General features: G+C 67.3%; 10 protein-coding genes. 5 read left to right on the top strand and 5 right to left on the bottom strand.

What is annotated here, in order from left to right; genetic code table 11:
- Positions 1–2213 (bottom strand): ATP-binding protein (locus AB0I42_RS24440; protein WP_357540393.1); only part of this gene is annotated, 2213 nt, incomplete at its 3' end.
- A gap of 318 nt (positions 2214–2531) precedes the next feature.
- Entirely contained in the window at positions 2532–3944 is a 1413-nt protein-coding gene (locus AB0I42_RS24435; RefSeq protein ID WP_357540391.1) for a hypothetical protein, read from the bottom strand.
- A gap of 179 nt (positions 3945–4123) precedes the next feature.
- Between AB0I42_RS24435 and dcm the strand changes: the two genes are divergently transcribed.
- Entirely contained in the window at positions 4124–6094 is a 1971-nt protein-coding gene (gene dcm, locus AB0I42_RS24430) for a DNA (cytosine-5-)-methyltransferase (protein ID WP_357540389.1), read from the top strand.
- 21 nt (positions 6095–6115) lie between these two features.
- Here dcm and AB0I42_RS24425 read toward each other — a convergent pair whose 3' ends face one another.
- Positions 6116–7423: an ATP-binding protein gene (locus tag AB0I42_RS24425; RefSeq protein WP_357540387.1), complete on the bottom strand. Its 1308-nt coding sequence runs from the start codon at positions 7421–7423 to the stop codon at positions 6116–6118.
- A gap of 54 nt (positions 7424–7477) precedes the next feature.
- Positions 7478–7924 carry a very short patch repair endonuclease gene (locus AB0I42_RS24420; protein ID WP_357540385.1) on the bottom strand — a complete coding sequence of 149 codons (447 nt, stop codon included), beginning with the start codon at positions 7922–7924 and terminating at the stop codon, positions 7478–7480.
- Between the two features lie 257 nt (positions 7925–8181).
- On the opposite strand from AB0I42_RS24420, the gene AB0I42_RS24415 reads away from it, so the two are divergent.
- The 4 genes from AB0I42_RS24415 to AB0I42_RS24400 are packed head-to-tail and all read left to right on the top strand — an operon-like array spanning position 8182 to position 15639.
- On the top strand, positions 8182–9804 hold the full coding sequence (locus AB0I42_RS24415; RefSeq protein ID WP_357540383.1) for an ATP-binding protein: 1623 nt from the start codon (positions 8182–8184) through the stop codon (positions 9802–9804).
- A 32-nt stretch (positions 9805–9836) separates the two neighbouring features.
- Entirely contained in the window at positions 9837–12635 is a 2799-nt protein-coding gene (locus AB0I42_RS24410; protein ID WP_357540381.1) for a Z1 domain-containing protein, read from the top strand.
- Entirely contained in the window at positions 12632–13636 is a 1005-nt protein-coding gene (locus AB0I42_RS24405) for a PD-(D/E)XK motif protein (RefSeq protein ID WP_357540379.1), read from the top strand. The genes AB0I42_RS24410 and AB0I42_RS24405 overlap by 4 nt, the downstream gene beginning before the upstream one ends.
- Positions 13633–15639 (top strand): AIPR family protein, encoded by a 2007-nt coding sequence (locus AB0I42_RS24400; RefSeq protein WP_357540377.1) that lies wholly within the window; start codon positions 13633–13635, stop codon positions 15637–15639. The genes AB0I42_RS24405 and AB0I42_RS24400 overlap by 4 nt, the downstream gene beginning before the upstream one ends.
- Before the next feature lie 577 nt (positions 15640–16216).
- Here AB0I42_RS24400 and AB0I42_RS24395 read toward each other — a convergent pair.
- Positions 16217–17677 carry a site-specific integrase gene (locus tag AB0I42_RS24395; RefSeq protein WP_357540375.1) on the bottom strand — a complete coding sequence of 487 codons (1461 nt, stop codon included), beginning with the start codon at positions 17675–17677 and terminating at the stop codon, positions 16217–16219.
- Between the last annotated feature and the right edge of the window lie 293 nt (positions 17678–17970).

Raw genomic sequence — 17970 nt, 5'->3', positions numbered from 1 at the left:
GGTAGGAAAGCCGCGTTGGTACTGGCCAACATTCGAAAGGTTTCGACGGCATCCTCGGTCGGCGCCACCGCCTCATGCCGGTACCCCCACTGCCCCAAGTGATCCGCGACCGTCAGCGCCGCCAACGCGACGTCGAGCCTCAGGGCGCGGTCGACATCCGCCAACTCTCGCAGCAACGTCAGCCCGGATGGACCCGCGTCGGCCGCATGACGCCACAGGTAGCGCGACAGATAGCCTGGTACCTCGGCTTGCACTCCACTGATAAGCAGTGTTCGGTACTGCTGGATAAGGGCTGCTGCGACCGCTGAGGCCGCCGGATCGAACGGCGTCTCGTGATTGGCTCGGTACGGCTGGCGGATGTAGTCGGCGAGGCTTTGGTGCGCTAACCGGTACACCGCGACCCCGACCTCGCCGTCCTGTACCACGTACCGCCCGAGTTCGTTGAGCACCCAACTTACGTCGTCACGTTCGAACCGCACTCTGGCCGTTCGGGTGGCGTTGGCCGCCGCCAGCCACTCCGCCTCCGGCAGCCCAGCACCGTATCCGCGGGTCAGCGCGACGAGCATCAAACGCGCCACCTCTGCGGCCGGCATCTTCTCCGGAAGCGGCCGACCTACTGGTGTCTCGACGGCAGCGAGGTCGGTATCGAACGCCATTTCGATCGATCCGGCCACCCTGACCTGCCATCCGTGTGCCGAGGTGTCCACGGGCGCGGCACGTAGTTGGTCGGTTACCAGCCGGGCGAGCAGGAAGGGCGTGCTAGCCAGGGCAGCACCACTGGTGAGGTGGTTCGCAACCAGGTCCGGCTCCATGGCCGGATCGACCCCAATTAACCGGGTCCGCACGTAAGCGAACAGATCACCACTGAGGCGACCATGGGGCTCGCTGGCGTCTAGGTCGAGTGCGGCGACTGGGGCCAGGCCCGCCACTAGGTCGGGCCTGTGGCCGGGGCCGGGGACGTCTCGGGTGGAGACCACCACCACCGCGTACCGGGCCAGCCGGACCAGTAACTCCCCGGCCAGGTCGAACGCCTCGCCCCGCGCCTCGTCCAGGCCGTCGACGACGATGACCGGCGGTGGCGTTCCGGCCTCGACCACCCGCCGCACATGCCCTACAAGTTCCTGCGCGTTATGTCGCTCGGCCTGCGCGACCAACACCCTGCATCTGATCAGTTGAGCGGCGACCACTTCTGCTGCCCGGTCCGTGGTCAGGCCCCGCGCATGCAGGTGGGCGTGTATGGACCGTTCGCCAGGGTCGTCGTGCCCCCATAGATCAGCGTTGTCGAGCAGTCGCTGGCGCTCGGCAGGGTTGGACAGACTGACAACCCGGCCGACGATGGCCGACTTGCCGGTGCCAGCCGATCCCGTCACCACATACACGCCCGGCTTACCCGACCGTACCCACCCCACGACCTGGTTGACCTCTACGGTCCGTCCGGTGAACCAGGACCGCTCGTCGATTTGCTGGCCGCCGCGTGCGGCAAGCAGCAGATGCTCCACGACCCGTTCCGGCGCGCCCGGATCGAACAATGGATTGCGGATCATCCACCAGGCGCTGCCCCGGCCTTGAAACTGCGGCGACTGACGGTCGCTGTCCCACTCCTTGAGTACCGCATCGCACAGATCGTCGCCGCGGATGAACTCGTTGTGCACCGACCAGCGGACCCGCATCAAGGCGGTACGCGGCCCTTCGTCGATCAGTTTCCGCAACCGTTGCCCCAACAGCCCGTCCTGCGCGGTTTCCAGGTCCTGACAGGAGCTGAGCACACCGACCCACACATACGGGCTGTCGGGTGGACGTCGCTCCAGCACCTTCGCCACCACCGCCGTCGCCGACAGCGCCTGGCCGGAGAAGCAGGTGTCGAGGACAAGCAGCAGCTGACTGGCGCCGGACACCGCGACGCAACGGGCGACGTCGTCCATGCCAATTCCGGCTGCCTCGCTACTGCCACTGTCACTGGCGAGCAGTTGCAGGCTGGTGGACGAACCGACTCCGTGGCCGCACCAGAGCAGCACCAGCGCGCCGCCGCCAGGTAGGACGTTCTCCAACGCCTGCAGCCGCTTGCGTGCCGTGACCTCGTCGGGATCGGCCACCACCTGGCATTTAAAGCCGCCGCCCAGTAGCGCGCTAAGAGCTTCGACGTCCTCCACTGCGCTGCCCAACGACGGGTGCTCGGCGTACGAACCGACGCCAATACCCAGGAAGTAGCCCATCAGATACCGGCACCTTTCCGCGAACGGCTGGCAGGTAATGCCGGACCGTACACGCCATCGGGGCAAGCTGTTGACAGCAATCCGTCACCGATCGTGCTGGACCTCGGCAGGCCCATGATCAAGTAGGTCCCACCGTCGTACCTCGCGGCGACGAACTGGGTGCGGGTGACGGCTTGGCTGGCGATCTTTGCACTGGGCTTTCGGGTAGGCGCACCTTATCTTCTCCATCGTGCACGTTGCGTTGCCCGGTATGGCGACCTGGCACGAGCCGGGATGTCCCCTTGCCCTGCGACCGGCTCTACTCGTGGTGACCGGTCGCTACACCGGAACCCGTTGAGCTCGCGGGTAAGCCCACGGCGTTGTCACGTCCGGCGGCAGGGCTGCGGCCGCGCGGATTCCGGCGGTGACGGTTCGGTGCGGGCCGAATTTGAGTGTTTCGGCGTGGCAGTAGTGGCACTGCCCGCGGGGTCGGCAGCCGGCGGCCGTGACGATGTTGCGGACGTGGTGATAGGCGTCGTTGGGGTGATCAGCCCTGATCGCGTACCAGGTGCCGGCGCGTTCCTGGCGGGGCGAAGCGGCAGCGTGCTGCGGCCGGACGGGCAGGTACAGGTGGCCCGCGTGATGGCGGATCATGAAGGTTCGGTCGAGGTGGTCGATCTCGTCGGGCTGGGGTTCGTGCTGGGTGTACCAGGCAGCGGCGTCGGTGATCGTGCCCGGTCCCCACAGCACGTCGGCCGGGTAGGTGGTGACCTCCACGCGGGAGTCGAAGTAGCGCAAGCCCGGGTCTGCGAAACGCTCGCCGGGGCGGAAGACCGCCCGGAGGATGACGCACTGCCATGGCTGGTCGTCCGGATCGACCGCGTCGACCAGGGCGTCGGCGGTGACGGTGATCCGCTCGCTGCCGTCAGCCGGCCACGCCATCACGACGACCTCGCGTCGCGTCGGTGCCGGATACAGCCGCCCGCCGGGGGTGGGTGCACCCCAGAGCTGGTTGATGATCTCGGCGAGATCGTGCAGGGTCTGGGCCGCCTCCACGGGACCGTAGAGCTGGTACCCGCTGGGGTGGGCGACAGAGTTGCGCAGGGCGGCCAGAGCTCTTTCGATGCCGCGGTTACGCTGGCCGCGCAGCAGGCCGGCCTCACGTGCCCACACTCGAAGATCGCCCAGCGTGCCGTCGCGGAAGGTCATGGTGGCGCCGGTCGGCAGCCGCAGTCGCCAGGGACGCCGGCCCCGAGGTGGCCGGTGAGCGCGCAGAAACGTGTGGACGTCGTCGTAACCTGCCACCGCCACCCGGTGCTCGGCGTCGGTGTCGTCGACGAACGTGACGGTGCCGCCGTGGAAGTCGACGAACCGGTCGCGCAGCGCCTGCTCGATCACGAGCAGCGCGTGATCACCGACAAGGGTGTAGATCTCGTAGCACAGCACGCCATACCCGAAGACGGTCCGCAGGTGCTCGTAGCTGTTGCGAGTGCCCTCGGCGACCCGCTCGTCGAGAGTGAACCGCCCGGCGACCTCCTGCTGGTATTCAGCGGCGTCCTCGGGGCGAAGCTTCAGCCCCAGTCCAAGGCCGCCAGGAAGGAATCGGAGGGTTCGCTCATCGGCGCGCTGGAGTTCTTCGAGGGGTTTGATCGACATCCCGAACGTGTCCTTCCCGAAGCGAGAGCAACCCGACAGCATACGGCAACTAGCGCCAAACGACTCGGCAGGGAAAGAGCGCAGCTCGTAGCCCACCGTAGGAGCCCGCGATCGGAATTCCGGGCTTGGGTGGGTTCGTCCACCGTGCCGTGCTACCGGCTCACCGCCTCCGTTCACTCGTGTGGGGAGGCCGGGCTCGTGGCGGTTCAGTTCGTTGGGGACACCCTTGGGGTGGTTGTGGCTGCGGCTGTGTGGTCCGGGTAGCGTGCGTGGTCATGCCCGACGTTGACCAGCCGAGCCAGGATGAGGAGCCCGGGCCCGCCAAGCGCCGGGGATATGGTGTTCGGCTGGTGCGTGGCCCGTTCGTCCAACTTCCTCCCCACCCTGAGGCTTGCGATGCCGAGGACGAGATGCTGGCGTTCGCTGCGGCGGTCCGGGCGGCAGGTGAGCGGCCGGCGGTGGATCTGTTCTGCGGTGCCGGGGGATTGAGCCTGGGCTTGGAGCAGGCCGGGTACCGGGTGGTCCTGGCCATCGATCACTTTACGGAGGCGGTCGAGACCCACCGTCACCATCACGGTGGGCTGACCGTCGACTGGGACCTGGCCGATCCGGACCGGATTGAACGGGTCGCCGAGCTGGTGGTGAAGAGCAAGGCTGAGTTGCTTGCCGGTGGACCGCCGTGCCAGCCGTTTTCCAAGGCTGGCAGGTCCATGATTCGTCACCGGGTCCGTGAGCGGTTGCGGGATCCGTACGACGAGCGCCGCGACCTCTGGCGGTCGTTCCTCGAGGTGGTGCGGTTGGCACGCCCTCCCGCGGTGCTGATGGAGAACGTTCCGGACATGGCGCTGGACAGCGAGATGTTCATCCTCCGCACGATGGTCCATGAACTTGAGACGTTGGGCTATTCGGTCGAGGAGAAGGTTGTCGACACGTTCCGGTACGGCGTTCCGCAGTTCCGGCAGAGGTTGATCCTGGTGGCGCTGCGGGACGGCGTGGCGTTCAGGTGGCCGGAGGAGCAGCCGGAGCGGGTCAGTGTCTGGAACGCGATCGGTGACCTTCCGGAAGTGGAGGGCGGCTGGCGTCCCGAGGGTGGCGCCGAGGGATGGGCCGGCTACGAGAGCCCGTCGACGGATTTTCAGCGTGCCATGCGGCACGGGGTCTCACCGGACGACGAGCACAAGGTCTTCGACCACATCACCCGGCCGGTCCGGGAGGATGACGCCCAGGCGTTCGAGATGATGGACGCGGGCACCCGCTACTCACAGCTGCCGAAGGAGTTCAGGCGCTACCGCGCCGACATCTTCGACGACAAGTACAAGCGTCTGGACGAGAACAACCTTTCGCGGACGATCACCGCGCACATCGGCAAAGACGGCTACTGGTACATCCATCCCCGCCAGAACCGCACCATCACCGTGCGGGAGGCGGCCCGGTTGCAGACCTTCCCGGACTGGTTCCGGTTCGCTGGTCCACCGTCGCTGCAGTTCCGGCAGATCGGCAATGCCGTGCCGCCTGCGCTGGCCGAGCATCTGGCCCGGGCCGTGCGTCGGTCGTTGGATGATCCGAGGCCGGCCCACGCAACCAGTCGGGATGTGGCCGCGCAGCTGGCCGGTTGGTTCGACGAGGCACAGTTCAAGAGTGTGCCGTGGCTGCGGGCGACCACCAGGTGGCAGGTGATCCAGGCCGAACTGCTGCTGGACCGGACAACGCCGGATGTGGTGCGGTTCGTCTGGCCTCTGCTGGCCCGCTGGCGCAATCCGGGCGACACGGTGCTGGCTGAATTGGAGCTGGTCGAGATCGTAAAGATGGCGCAGCGGTCCGGCCGGGCGCCGGTGATCATGAACCTCGCCCGTACGTTCGCCGACGATCCGGATCTGCTCGACGATGCCGACCGGTTGCGTGGCGTTCAGGGCCTTGCGGAATCGATAGCCGACCTGGCCGTTCTTGTGGTGCCGTCGGGCGGTGACGAGGACTCCGAGGAACCTGTTCTGGTCACCAAGGGTGTACCGAGGGTGGCTGCGAGGTTTAGCGGGGCCCCGGTCAACCGTCGTCGGGTGCTCACCGACGGCCGGCTTGAGGTTGCCAGGATGGTGGGCGGTGATGCGGACGCCCGTCGGGCGCACCTGGGTCTGATCGAACTCGCAGCGAGTCTGTGCCGGCCCGTCAGGCCGGTCTGCGGGAGTTGCCCGTTGCAGAAGACGTGCGCAGGGTTCGAGGCGGACCTTCTGACGGAGCTCGGGACCTGATGCCGGCAGCGCCGGCCGGGGTCAGTCGGCGAGCCCCAGTGTGTCGAGGGTCTCTGGGGCCTGCTCGCGCAGGACGGTGACGATGCGCTGCCACGCCGGCCATTCGCCTGCCTGCATCGCCGCGGATCTGAGCGCCAGGCCTGCGGTGGTGGCCGCCTGGGTGGCCGCCCGCACCTCTGGGGCCATACCCAGGTCCGGTGGGACAGCCCGTGTCTCGGTACGTGGCGTCTTGCGGTAGGCGTCGTCGGCCAGGATGCACAGCTCGTTGACCGGCGCCTCGAGCATCTGGCGCAGTTGGGCGGGGAGGGACACCCGCATCTTCGCAACGTTGATGTTGAAGGCGAGATCGAGATCGGTGTCGAAGTCCACTGCCGCTCGGGCGAGTTTCGTGTGTTCGTCGATGCCGCGGATGCCGTTCCAGCCGCCCCACTGGACGAGCCGGTTGGCCCGGTAGACGTACAGGCCCTGCTGCCGGTTCCAGTTCAACGGTCCCGACAGACGCTCGAACTCCGCGGGTGAGCTGAACCTGTCGCGCGAGGGCAGGACGAACCGCTGCAGGTCCACCTGTCCGCAGACCCCGGCAGCTTCGATCTCGAACCGTTGAGGTGGTAGCGCAACGGTCACCTTCTCGTCCGGAGCGAACGGGTTCCAGGCCCGCACCTTCTGGCCGTTGACCGTCACGACCAACTGTGGCCGACCGGATACGCCCTCGATGAAGCGGTGAAAGACGATCCCCAGGTGTTCCGCCGTCTTGGCGGCCAGGGACTCCAGTCGCCGACGTGCCCAGCCTCCTTCCGGACGCTTTTCGGGCAGAACCCTGTCCAAACCCCGCCACAGGACCACGGTGCCGGTTCCCTCGGCCAGCCAGCCCCGCGCCCGCGCCACTTCCGTGTCCGACGGTACGGGCTCACCGATCACCCACTGGTCCCGCTGTTCGATGTCGTCGAGATCGAGGATCCGCGCGCAGGTTCGTACCACCGGTCGGGTGTTACGGGTGATGACCGACAGGGAGCGGCACTGGGACAACGACGCGGTCTTCAGGCCGAGGCCGTACCGGCCTAGGTCGCCCCTGCCGTAGGTGCGGCGGGTGCCGAACCGCAACGCTTCGGTGAGCGCTGCCGGCGACATCCCGGCACCGTCGTCGGTGATGTACACCCGCGAGTCGGCCCCGTCGTATTCGACAAGGATCTCTACCCGGGTTGCCCCGGCCACGATGCTGTTGTCGACGATGTCGGCGACCGCGGTCGGAAAGTCGTAGCCGATGTCGCGCAGTGATCCGGTCAGCCGTGCGGCCGAGGGGGACACGTCGTACCAGACCCTGCCGCGCATCCGTTCACCTCCACGTAGTCGGTGACGACCAGGATGCCACAACCGACGTCAAGATCACCGGCCGGAGGTCGGCGCGGCGGGGCGGCCCCGCAACTGCCGCCACATCCGTTCGATGAGATCGGCCGCTTCCACAGGATCCTCGTGTTCCCATACGTGGACCGCACGCCATCCGAGCTCTGTCAGGAGGGCGTCCTTGTCACGGTCACGGCGCGCATTACCCTCCAGTTTGGCGCGCCACCACTCGCCGTTGTTCTTCGGCATCACGCAGTGCTCGGGACACATGTGCCAGAAACAGCCGTCGACGAACACCGCCAACCTGATCCGGGTGAACGCGAGATCGGGCCGGCCGGGCAACTGCCGGTGGTTGACCCTGAAGCGCAATCCACGACGGTGCAGTTCGCGCCGGATCAGCATCTCGGGACGGGTCCGCGCCCGAGGCATGCGGCCCATCTGTGCCGCCACCGTCGCGTTGAGCGGAGCGGGCCGGCGCGGCGTGGTCACTGACGCTCCTCCATTTCCGGCTGCGGCATCGACCGGCAGGCGCCCCCGGGAACCGAACCGGGTCGCGCTCCCGGCCGGGATGAGGTGCCCGCCCGGTCGGATGCCTTACATCCTTCCGGGCAGGGTACGACCCTCGACCAGACGGCCACGCGGGTGGTGCGGTGGGACGGGGGCGCCCGCCAACAGTACGGATGCCCGATCGGGGGAGCGCCGGGTGGCCGGTCCGACATGATCCGGATTTCCGGCTCCCGCACCGATTGACGGACGGTGACGAATGGGTCGCCGGCATATACTTCTCATCTCCCCACCACCCCCACTCCTCCCTCTTTGATGTGGTTGTTTTGGACCCGACCTCTTCTGTAGGTACCGACACCGTCAATCGACCGGCGTCGGGCAGCGGCGACACGTACGACATCGCCAACCCTGACCCGGCCGGGACCGTCATGTCACTACGTTCCCTCGGCTACAGCCTCGAGGCGGCAGTCGCCGATCTCGTGGACAACAGCATCGCGGCCGGCGCCCGCCAGATCGACGTGTCGTTCAGCTGGGACGGGCGCGACTCCTGGGTCGGAGTCGCCGACGACGGCTGCGGCATGGACACGGCGGAGCTTGTCACGGCGATGACGGTGGCCGGCCGCGGCCCCTCGACCCCGCGTACCGCCAAGGACCTTGGTCGGTTCGGCATGGGGCTGAAGACGGCGTCGTTCTCGCAGGCGGCGCGTCTGACCGTGGCGAGCCGGCCCGCAACCGGTGATCTCGGCGTCCGTACCTGGGATCTTTCGGTTGTCACCGCCAGCCGCGAATGGCGTCTGCTGCACGGCGCGGACTCCGCCACTCTGGATCTTGTCGGTCGTCTGCTTCCGTCCGGCCGGGGTGGCACGGTTGTCCTGTGGCGGGGGCTGCACCGTTTCGACGTTGCCGGCGTGACGGTGGGAGACGAAGCCGCCCAGCGGCAGTTCTACACCGAGATGCACCGCGTCGAGGCACACCTGGCGATGGTGTTCGCCCGCTTCCTCACCGGCCGCAACCGGCTGCGTATGAGCGTGAACGGCAATGCCGTCGCGCCGTGGGACCCGTTCCTGTCCGATCATCCGTCGGTGGAGCGGCTGCCGGCCGAAGAGGTGCCGGTCGGAGAACACACCGTGAGCGTCGAGGCGTTCGTGCTGCCCCATCCGAAACGGCTCGACGACAGTCAGGCCGAGCAGGCCGCCGGTCCCGGCGGCTGGCTGGACCAGCAGGGCTTCTACGTCTACCGACGCAACCGGCTGATCCTGGCCGGCGACTGGCTCGGCATCCGTGGGTTCCGGCGCGACGAACGCTACAACCTTGCACGCATCATCGTGGAGGTACCCGCGGAGGCCGACGCCTCATGGTCGGTCGACGTCCGTAAGTCCACGGCGGTCCCCCCTGTCGGCGTGCGCCGCCACCTGCAGCGGATCGGGGCCCGGGCCCGGAGCCGGGCGGCCGAGGTGCTGACCTACCGGGGCCGTATCACCGCCAGGGAGCGCGGCGCGGAGTTCATCTACGCCTGGAAGGTCGACAAGACCGACGGCCGGATCCGGTGCCGCGTCAACCGGGAACATCCGCTGGTCCGGGCAGTCCTGCGGGGTGGCACCGACGCCGCCCGCGACAGCCGTGCGCTGCTGCGCCTGCTCGAGGAGACGCTGCCCGTCTCCGCGCTACGGATCATGCACGACACCGACGCGGCCGACGACCCCGAGCCGTTCCTGGGCGCTGCACCCAGCGAGGTGACGGATGTCGCCGAACGCATTTATGCCGCCTTCGTCGCCCAGAACAACAGCCCGCACGAGGCCAGACGCAGGCTGCGGATGATGCCGCCGTTCGACCAGTTCGACGGCTTTTGGACCACCGCCGACTGAGGCGCCCCACGCCGAAGACAGGAGCCCCGTTCGTGGCAGCCAACGCTACTACCGGCACCGACTCTGCCGGGGACATGCAGCAGGCCGTGCGGGTCGTGCTGGCCATGCTTCCCCAGGACCGCCAGGCGACCCCCGACGAGATCGACAAGAGCGTCGACCTCGTCACCGGCATGCAGGTCGCAATGGGGCGCATGGTCGACCGCGCGGTCCTCAAGCGCGAGATCGAGTCCCGGGTCGTGGTCTGGCAGGACGACGCGGTCGGTCTCGAAGACCCGGCCAACCACATCGAGTGGCTGCCGGAGGCACGCGCGGAGCGCAGTTGGGAGTTCTGGGACCGGTACCGGCGGTACATGGAGGACGTCCGGACCCTGCCGCCGCTGGTGGTCCGACGTCTCGATGCCAGCGCCGACCGCATTCTGCGCAAGCTGGAGGATCCGCAGCGACCGGGCCGCTGGCGCCGCACCGGCCTGGTCGTCGGCCAGGTCCAGTCCGGCAAAACCGGCAACTATATCGGCCTGGCCTGCAAAGCGGCCGACGCCGGCTACAAGCTCATCGTGATCCTCGCCGGCATCCACAACAGCCTGCGTAGCCAGACCCAGCTACGCGTCGACGAGGGTCTGCTCGGCTTCGACACCCAGTACCAGCAGCGCTCCGACGAAGCGACGAACAGCTTCCGTATCGGAGCCGGCGCGATGAGCGGCGCTCCCCGGCTGAAGATCGCATCACTGACCAACAGCGCCGAGACGGGCGACTTCAAGCGCACGGTCGCACACAGCATGAACCTGCCGATCGGCAACTACCCGGTGGTGCTGGTGGTGAAGAAGCACCGCAGCATCCTGGAGTACGTCCGAAAGTGGATCGTGGAGGTCGAGGGCCACGCCGCCGCCGACGGGCAGCCCAAGATCGTCCGTGACGTGCCGATCCTGGTCATCGACGACGAGGCCGACCACGCCTCCGTCGATGTCAGCCGCGACGAGGACACCGACCCCTCGGCCATCAACAAGGCGATCCGCAACCTGCTCAACAGTTTCGACAAGGCCGCCTACGTCGGCTACACGGCGACACCGTTCGCGAACATCTACATAAACCCGGACGCCGACCATGAGACGTTCGGCCCCGACCTGTTCCCGGACAGCTTCATCGAGAGTCTCCCCGCCCCGTCCAACTACTTCGGTCCGGAGCGGGTCTTCGGCCTGCGCGCCGACGACCCCGACGAGGAGTCGGTCGAGCCGCTGCCGGTGTACCGCTCCGTCGCCGACAACGACGTATGGATGCCGCCCAAACACCGCAAGAGTTGGCAACCGCCGGACCCCCTGCCGGAGTCGCTCGAACAGGCACTTGACGCATTCATTCTGACCTGCGCCGCCCGCCGCGCACGCGACCGCCGGCACGAACACAACTCGATGCTCGTGCACGTCACACGCTTCACCGACGTGCAGAGGATCGTCCATGAGCAGATCACCAACTACGTCGACATGACCCGTAACCGTCTCCGTGACACGCACAGCGACCAGGCAGGGCTCGTTCTGGAGCGGCTCCGTAGGCTCTGGGAGGGCGAATTCGTCCCGACCACGGCGACCTTCCCCGCCGACGCTGCGACCCGCCTCGGGTGGAACGACATCGTGGCGGAGCTCCGGCCGGCGTTGCAAAAGATCGAGGTCAAGGCGGTCAACGGCAGCTCGAGCGACGCCCTCGACTACTACGAGAACCGCCGGACCGGGCTCAGCGTGATCGCGGTCGGCGGCGAGAAGCTGTCCCGTGGCCTCACCCTGGAGGGGCTCAGCGTCAGCTACTACCTGCGTACCTCTAGCACCTACGACACCCTGCTCCAGATGGGTCGCTGGTTCGGCTACCGTCCCGGCTACGAGGACCTGTGTCGCCTGTACACCTCGGAGGCGTTGCGGGACGCGTATATCGAGATCACTGCCGCAGACAACGAACTGCGCCGCGACTTCGAGGAGATGGCGGCACTCGACCAGCGGCCGACGACGTTCGGGCTGCGGGTCCGCTCGTCGTCGGCCGGTCTGGCCGTCACCGCGGCGAACAAGATGCGTCGCGGCATCAAGGTGCGCCTGAGCTACTCAGGTGACATCCCCGAGACGACCATCTTCAGCCTGCGTGAGCGGGCGGTCCGCGACAACTTCCTCAACCTCGTACGGTTCGTCAACCACCTTGACACCACCCACGAGGCAAAGGAAAAAGGCAGCGTGGTGTGGACCGGAGTGTCACCGTACGAAATCGTCGACGGGTTCTTTGCCGGCTACATCCCGGACCGGGGCTCCTACCGGGTACGGCCCGCCTTCCTCACCGAGTACATCCGACGCTGCGCTTCAGTGGGGGAGTTGTCACACTGGACGGTCCGTCTGGTCAACAGCAGCCAGGGTAATGATTTCAAGATCGGCACCAGGGAGGTCGGCCTCGTCACGCGGAAGCCGAACGTCGACATTGTCGACGACCGTTACAGCATCCGGCGAGTGCTGAGCCCGGCAGACGAGAGCTTTGACCTCTCCGAGGACCAGTACGATCGAGCGCTTGCGGCCACCCGGAAACTCGCGCTGGACAAACCTCTGCGCCCGGGTAAGACACGCAGAGAGCCCGAGGTACCCACCGGCAAGCCGTTGCGCCGGGTCCGACGCGTCGACCAACCTCTCCTGCTGCTCTATCCGCTGCAGCACCCGGACGACAGTCTGTGCCCGGACCGGTCGCCGATCGTCGGGTACGCCGTCAGCTTCCCGTTCTCCGAGCACCCGACCGAGACCGAGTACGTGGTCAACGACATCTGGCGGAAACAGGAGATCGACGACCTCGACGACACGGACCTCGACCCGTGAGCGTCACCGAACAGGACTGGTCGACGCTGGAGGCCGAGCGCCACAACGTCGGCGTCGTCACCCGCCGCATTCACCCCGCCTCACCCCACGACTTGTTCCTCGCTGTCCAACAGCCGTCCGGGCGACGCATGCTGGTCCTGCGCCTGCCCGCCGCCGTCGCCGAGGCGCACGTGCGGCGCGGTGACCCGCTGCCCGCCACCCGCGGGATCGGAATGGAGTTCGCCGCGGGCGGCGGCGGCCGGATCGACCTGCGCATCACCCTCACCACCTCCGACCAGCGCCAGGTCTTCAATCCGCTCGTCACCGACGTGGCCGGCGCGGCGGCCGACGCCAGCGGTGCGGGCGAAGCGCTGGCAGCCGCCGTCGACAGGTTTCATCAGTGGCGGTCTCTGCTCCAGGCGATCGCCGACACGGGCCTCGGGGCTGAGGCCCGTCGTGGCCTCTACGGCGAACTCGTCATCCTTAGGGACCAGATCGCCACAAATCTACCTTCAGGCGCCGCCGTTGCCGGCTGGACCGGACCTGGCCGCACCGACCAGGACTTCCAACTACCGACCGCCGCAGTAGAGGTCAAGACCGGTCTCGGCCGGCGGCCGCAGACCCTTCTGATCAGCAACGAACGCCAACTCGACGACACAGGAACCCCCATCCTCCTGATTGCCCACGTCTGCATCGACGAACGGCGTGGCGGCTCGGGCGAGAGCCTCAACGCCGCCGTCGACGCCACACAGGCGCGGCTCGGCACCGGCGCGGCCGGCCGGTTCACCGATCAACTCACCCGCTACGGCTACCTGGCCGAGCAGCGGCACCTCTACGACGAACCCCGCTACACCGTCCGCGAGATCAGGTTCTGGCAGGTCCGCGACGACTTTCCCCGGATCATCGGATCCGATCTGCGCCCCGGCGTCGGCGACTGCAGCTACCGCATAAGCACGACCGGGCTTGACCCGTACCTTCTATCCGACGGCGACGTGGAACGCATTCTCAAGGGGCACCCGTGACCAAGCTCGACCAGCAGGGCTATGCCCAGGCACTCGTGGCCGAGGTCCTCGCCGCTGCCGAGGCCGACAATCTCACCGCACCCGAAGCGTTCACCCGCCGTGTCCTGGAAGACCTCGAACAGGCCGGCGAGGTCGAGAACACCTTCCTGGCCTATTACCGTGCCCACGGAGTCGAGGTCAGCGGCTACGGCGCCAACGAGTCACTCGGCACGCTCGACCTGTTCGTCAGCGCGTTCAGCCTGCAGCCCCGCGAGGAGAAGCTGACCCGGGCCCAGGTTGACGCGCTGTTCAAACGGCTCACCAGCTTCATCCGTCGCTGTGCGGCCGGACTGGCGCGCGACGTCGACGAGTCATCCGATGTGCACGACATGTGTGTGGTGGTCGAGAAGGCCCTCGCCGAGACGCCGCGTATCCGGCTGTTCCTGATCACCGACATGGTCAGCTCCGTGCCGGCGTTTTCCGCGGCCGAACTCGACGGACTCACGGTGACCCACGAGATCTGGGATCTTCAGCGGCTCTACCGCCTCGCCACCTCGGGCTCGTTGACCGAACCGATCGTGGTCGACTTCGATCCGCCCATCCCGTGTCTGTCCACGCCAGCGGACGGCCGTGGCTACAACGTCATCCTCGCCATGATGCCCGGACAGGACCTCTCCGACCTGTACGGCCTGGCCGGTACCCGGCTCCTCGAACTGAACGTCCGCTCTTTCCTGCAGACCAAGGGCGGCGTCAACCGCGGCATCCGCGACACCCTCCTCCACAACGCGGACGACTTCCTCGCCTACAACAACGGCATCACCGCCACCGCGTCCAGTGTCGACCTTGTCACCCTGCCCGACGGCGGCCAGGCGATCCGGCAGATCAGGGAACTGCAGATCGTGAACGGTGGTCAGACAACGGCTTCCATCCACTACGCCCACACCCGGGACAAGGCCGACCTGAGTCGGGTGTACGTGCAGATGAAACTCAACGTCATTCCGGCCGACCAGATCCACAACCTCGTACCGAAGATTTCCCGGTTCTCCAACACCCAGAACAAGGTCACGCTGGTCGACTTCAGCTCCAACCACCCGTTCCACGTGGCGATCGAGAAGGTCACCCGTTCCCTGTGGGCACCGGCCGCCGACGGCAGCGGCCAGGAGACCCGCTGGTTCTACGAGCGCGCCAGAGGGCAGTACACCGACGCCCTCGCCCTCGAACGTACGCCGGCCAATCAGCGCCGCTTCAAGGCTCTCCACCCCGTTTCGCAGAAGCTCACCAAAGCCGACCTCGCCAAATACATCCACTCCTTCGGACAACTGCCCCACCTGGTCAGCCGCGGCGCCGAGAAGAACTTCCGCGAATTCATGCTCGCCCTCGGCGACAACACCCCGGACATCGACGTCCGCTACTGCCAACGACTCATCGCCAAAGCGATCCTCTTCAAGGCAGCCGACCGCGTCGTCGCCGCACGCGATTTCGGCGGCTACAAAATCAACATCGTCGCCTACACCGTTGCGCGGCTCGTTCACGCCGCCGGCCGACGCATCGACCTCGACCGCATCTGGAAAGAACAGCGCATCAGCCCGGCACTGACCCGCGCCCTCGACGACCTGTGCGGGCCGGTGCGAGAGGTCATCATCCGCCCGCGCCGTGGCACCCACGTCGGGGAATGGGCCAAACGGCTCGAATGCTGGGACGCCGCCCTGGAGATCGAGTGGGACGTGCCGGACGACCTGGCCGCCGAACTGACCGCCGAGCCGGTCGAGGACGCCGCGTCGGCCGAGGTTGACGTGATCCACTCCACCAACGTCGCAACAGTTATCGAAATCCCGGCAACCGACTGGTTCGCCGTGGCCGGGTGGGCAAAAGAAACCCAGAACCTGCAACCCTGGCAACGGCAGCTCGCGTTCAGCATCGGCCGCTACCTGAGCAACGGATGGCAGGTTACGGAGCGGCAGGCAGCGCAGGCGGTCCACCTCATGGACGAAGCGGAGCAGCTAGGTTTTCAGCGCAGCGGCTGACCACACCCGTCGCGGTCAGCCCTCGCGTTGTTCGGCAACCAGGCTGTTCAGAGCGCGGAACGCAGGGCGGGCCATGGGCTGACTGCGGGGGCAGTGGCGTCGTCGCGACTGCCACCTGCAGCGTGGGCCGTGTTGCCCTCTACTGCCCCTTCCCGGGGCTGCTGCTGTGCGCCGAACTGGCCGCACCCGCCCCGAAGCAACCCAGCCAACCTAGCCGCCGGTGATCTTGGCTTCGTGTCCGGATGATGGCCGAGAGCGTCGGTGTCGTGGGCAGGGGCGAGTCCGTTCAGTCGGTGCTCAGGAATGCGGTGCCAGGGGAACGCCTGCTGTGCTCGTCGGCAGGGTGCTCGCTGAGCAGGGCCAGGAAACCGGGCGAGCTGTTCGTCGTCGGCCTGGCGTAGTAGCTCATCGAGCATGGCCTCTGATGCCGGGGCGAGCCGTGCTCCCTTCTCCCAGTTCGCGATGCTTCGGTTCATCACGCCGAGCTTGTCTGCCATGACGTTCTTCGTCATCCGGTACGCGTCGCGTAGTGCCGCCATCTCCCGGGCGGTCCAGGCGAGGATGATCACCGAAGTCTTTAAGCGATCTTGCCGCGCTTCTTTGCAATTCTCTCGGCGACTTTGTCGGCTGCTTGGTGGTGGAGTTCTTTGGTGACGCTTTGGTAGGTGTCGCGGGTGAGTGTGGTGGTGGTGTGTCCGAGTTGTTCGGATACGACTTTGATGTCGATGCCGGCGTCGAGGGCGATGGTGGCGGCGCCGTGTCGGAGGTCGTGGAGGCGGATGGGTGGTAGTCCGGCTTTTCGGGTGAGTTTGCGGAAGCGTTGGGTGACGAGGTTGGGGTGCCAGGGGTGTCCGTTGGGGCGTACGAAGAACAGGCCGGTGTCGGGCCAGTCGGGTCCGGCTTTGAGGCGTTGGGTGTTGCGGCGGGCGCGGTAGGCGGTCATGACGGCGGTGGTGTCGGCGTCGAGGGTGAGGTCGCGGTTGCCGGCTTTGCTCTTGGGGGGTTTCTGTCGGGCGAGGTGGCCGTAGGTGGCGATCTGGTTGTTGATGGTGACCTCTCGTTTGTCGAGTCGGACTTCAGAGTCGCGTAGGCCGCAGGCTTCGCCGCGGCGGGGGCCGCGGTAGGCGAGGAAGTGGAACAGGGGGTGTAGGTCGGGGTCGTGTTCGGCGGCGTAGTCGAGGAATCGGGCGAGGAGTTCGTCGGTCCAGACCATGACGGGGCCGGGGATGTGGCCGGTGGTCTTCCAGTGGGCGACGCGTTCGGGTTCCCAGACGATGGGGTGTGCGCGGTGGCCTCGGGTCTTGACGAGGGTGGCGGGGTTGGCGACGCCGACGATGATCTCTTCGGCGAGGGCGTCGTTGATGGCCTTGCGCAGGGAGGCGCGGATGCGTTGGCGGGTCGCGGGTCCGCAGGGGCGGATGCCCTTGACGCTGGCGCGGATTTTCGGGTCGGGGCTGGTCTTGGCCGCTTGGATTTCGTTGGCGCGTTGTTCGATGGCGGTGAACATGTTCTTGATGTGGTGGGGGCGGAGCTTGTCGAGGGGGATGTGGCCGAGGTGGGGGATGTGGTGGTTGCGGGCGTGGGATTCGTAGCTGCGGATGGTGTTCTCGTCGACTTGTAGGCCGGTGAGCCATTGGGTGAGGTATTCGGCGACGGTGGGGGCGTCGGCGAGGGAGCCGCCGGCGCGTAGGCGTCTGCGGATTTCGTCGGGGTCGGGTAGGGCTTGGCGGTTGTGGGCGATGGTTTGGAGCATGTCGCCGATTTCGGTGCCGCGTTCGCGGTCGCGGTTGGCGAGGGAGATGAGGGTGCGGGCCTGGTCGAGTTCGTCGGCGGCGTCGGTGCGGGTGCGGAAGCCGCCTCGGCGGAGTTGGCGGCGGCGTTTGTCGGTGGTTGGTGGGAGTTCGATCTGGTAGTGCCAGTGGCCGTGGTCGGCGCTCCAGGTGCCGTTGGTGCGGCGGAGTTTGGGGCAGGTGACGCCGATGAGTTTGCCGTTGGTGTCGCGGCAGCTGCAGCGTTTGGTCAGTGAGCCGTCGGGCATCGGTCGGGTTTCTCCTCGTACGAGATTTGCTGGTGTGCTCGTGGTGGGCGGCGGATTTGTCGATCGATATGGACGCGTGCCTTCCGGCCGAGGTCAAGTCGTCGACCCCTGTGGCCACCGCCAGGCCAGGCGGCGCACCCCATCTACGGGCGCTTGGGCTGGGTGGTGGCCGGGGAGCCTGGGCCGCGGCGTGCTGCCGCGACCCAGGCCGCATCGGCCGGCCCGGGAGGCCGGTGCCGCAGGGGGTGGAGACGGGACCGCCGCCCGGCGGGGGGCGCGGGCGGCGGTCGACG

It is taken from the genome of Polymorphospora sp. NPDC050346, assembly GCF_040655695.1.
Taxonomy (GTDB): domain Bacteria; phylum Actinomycetota; class Actinomycetes; order Mycobacteriales; family Micromonosporaceae; genus Polymorphospora; species Polymorphospora lycopeni.
This window is presented reverse-complemented; position numbering and strand designations above follow the sequence as displayed.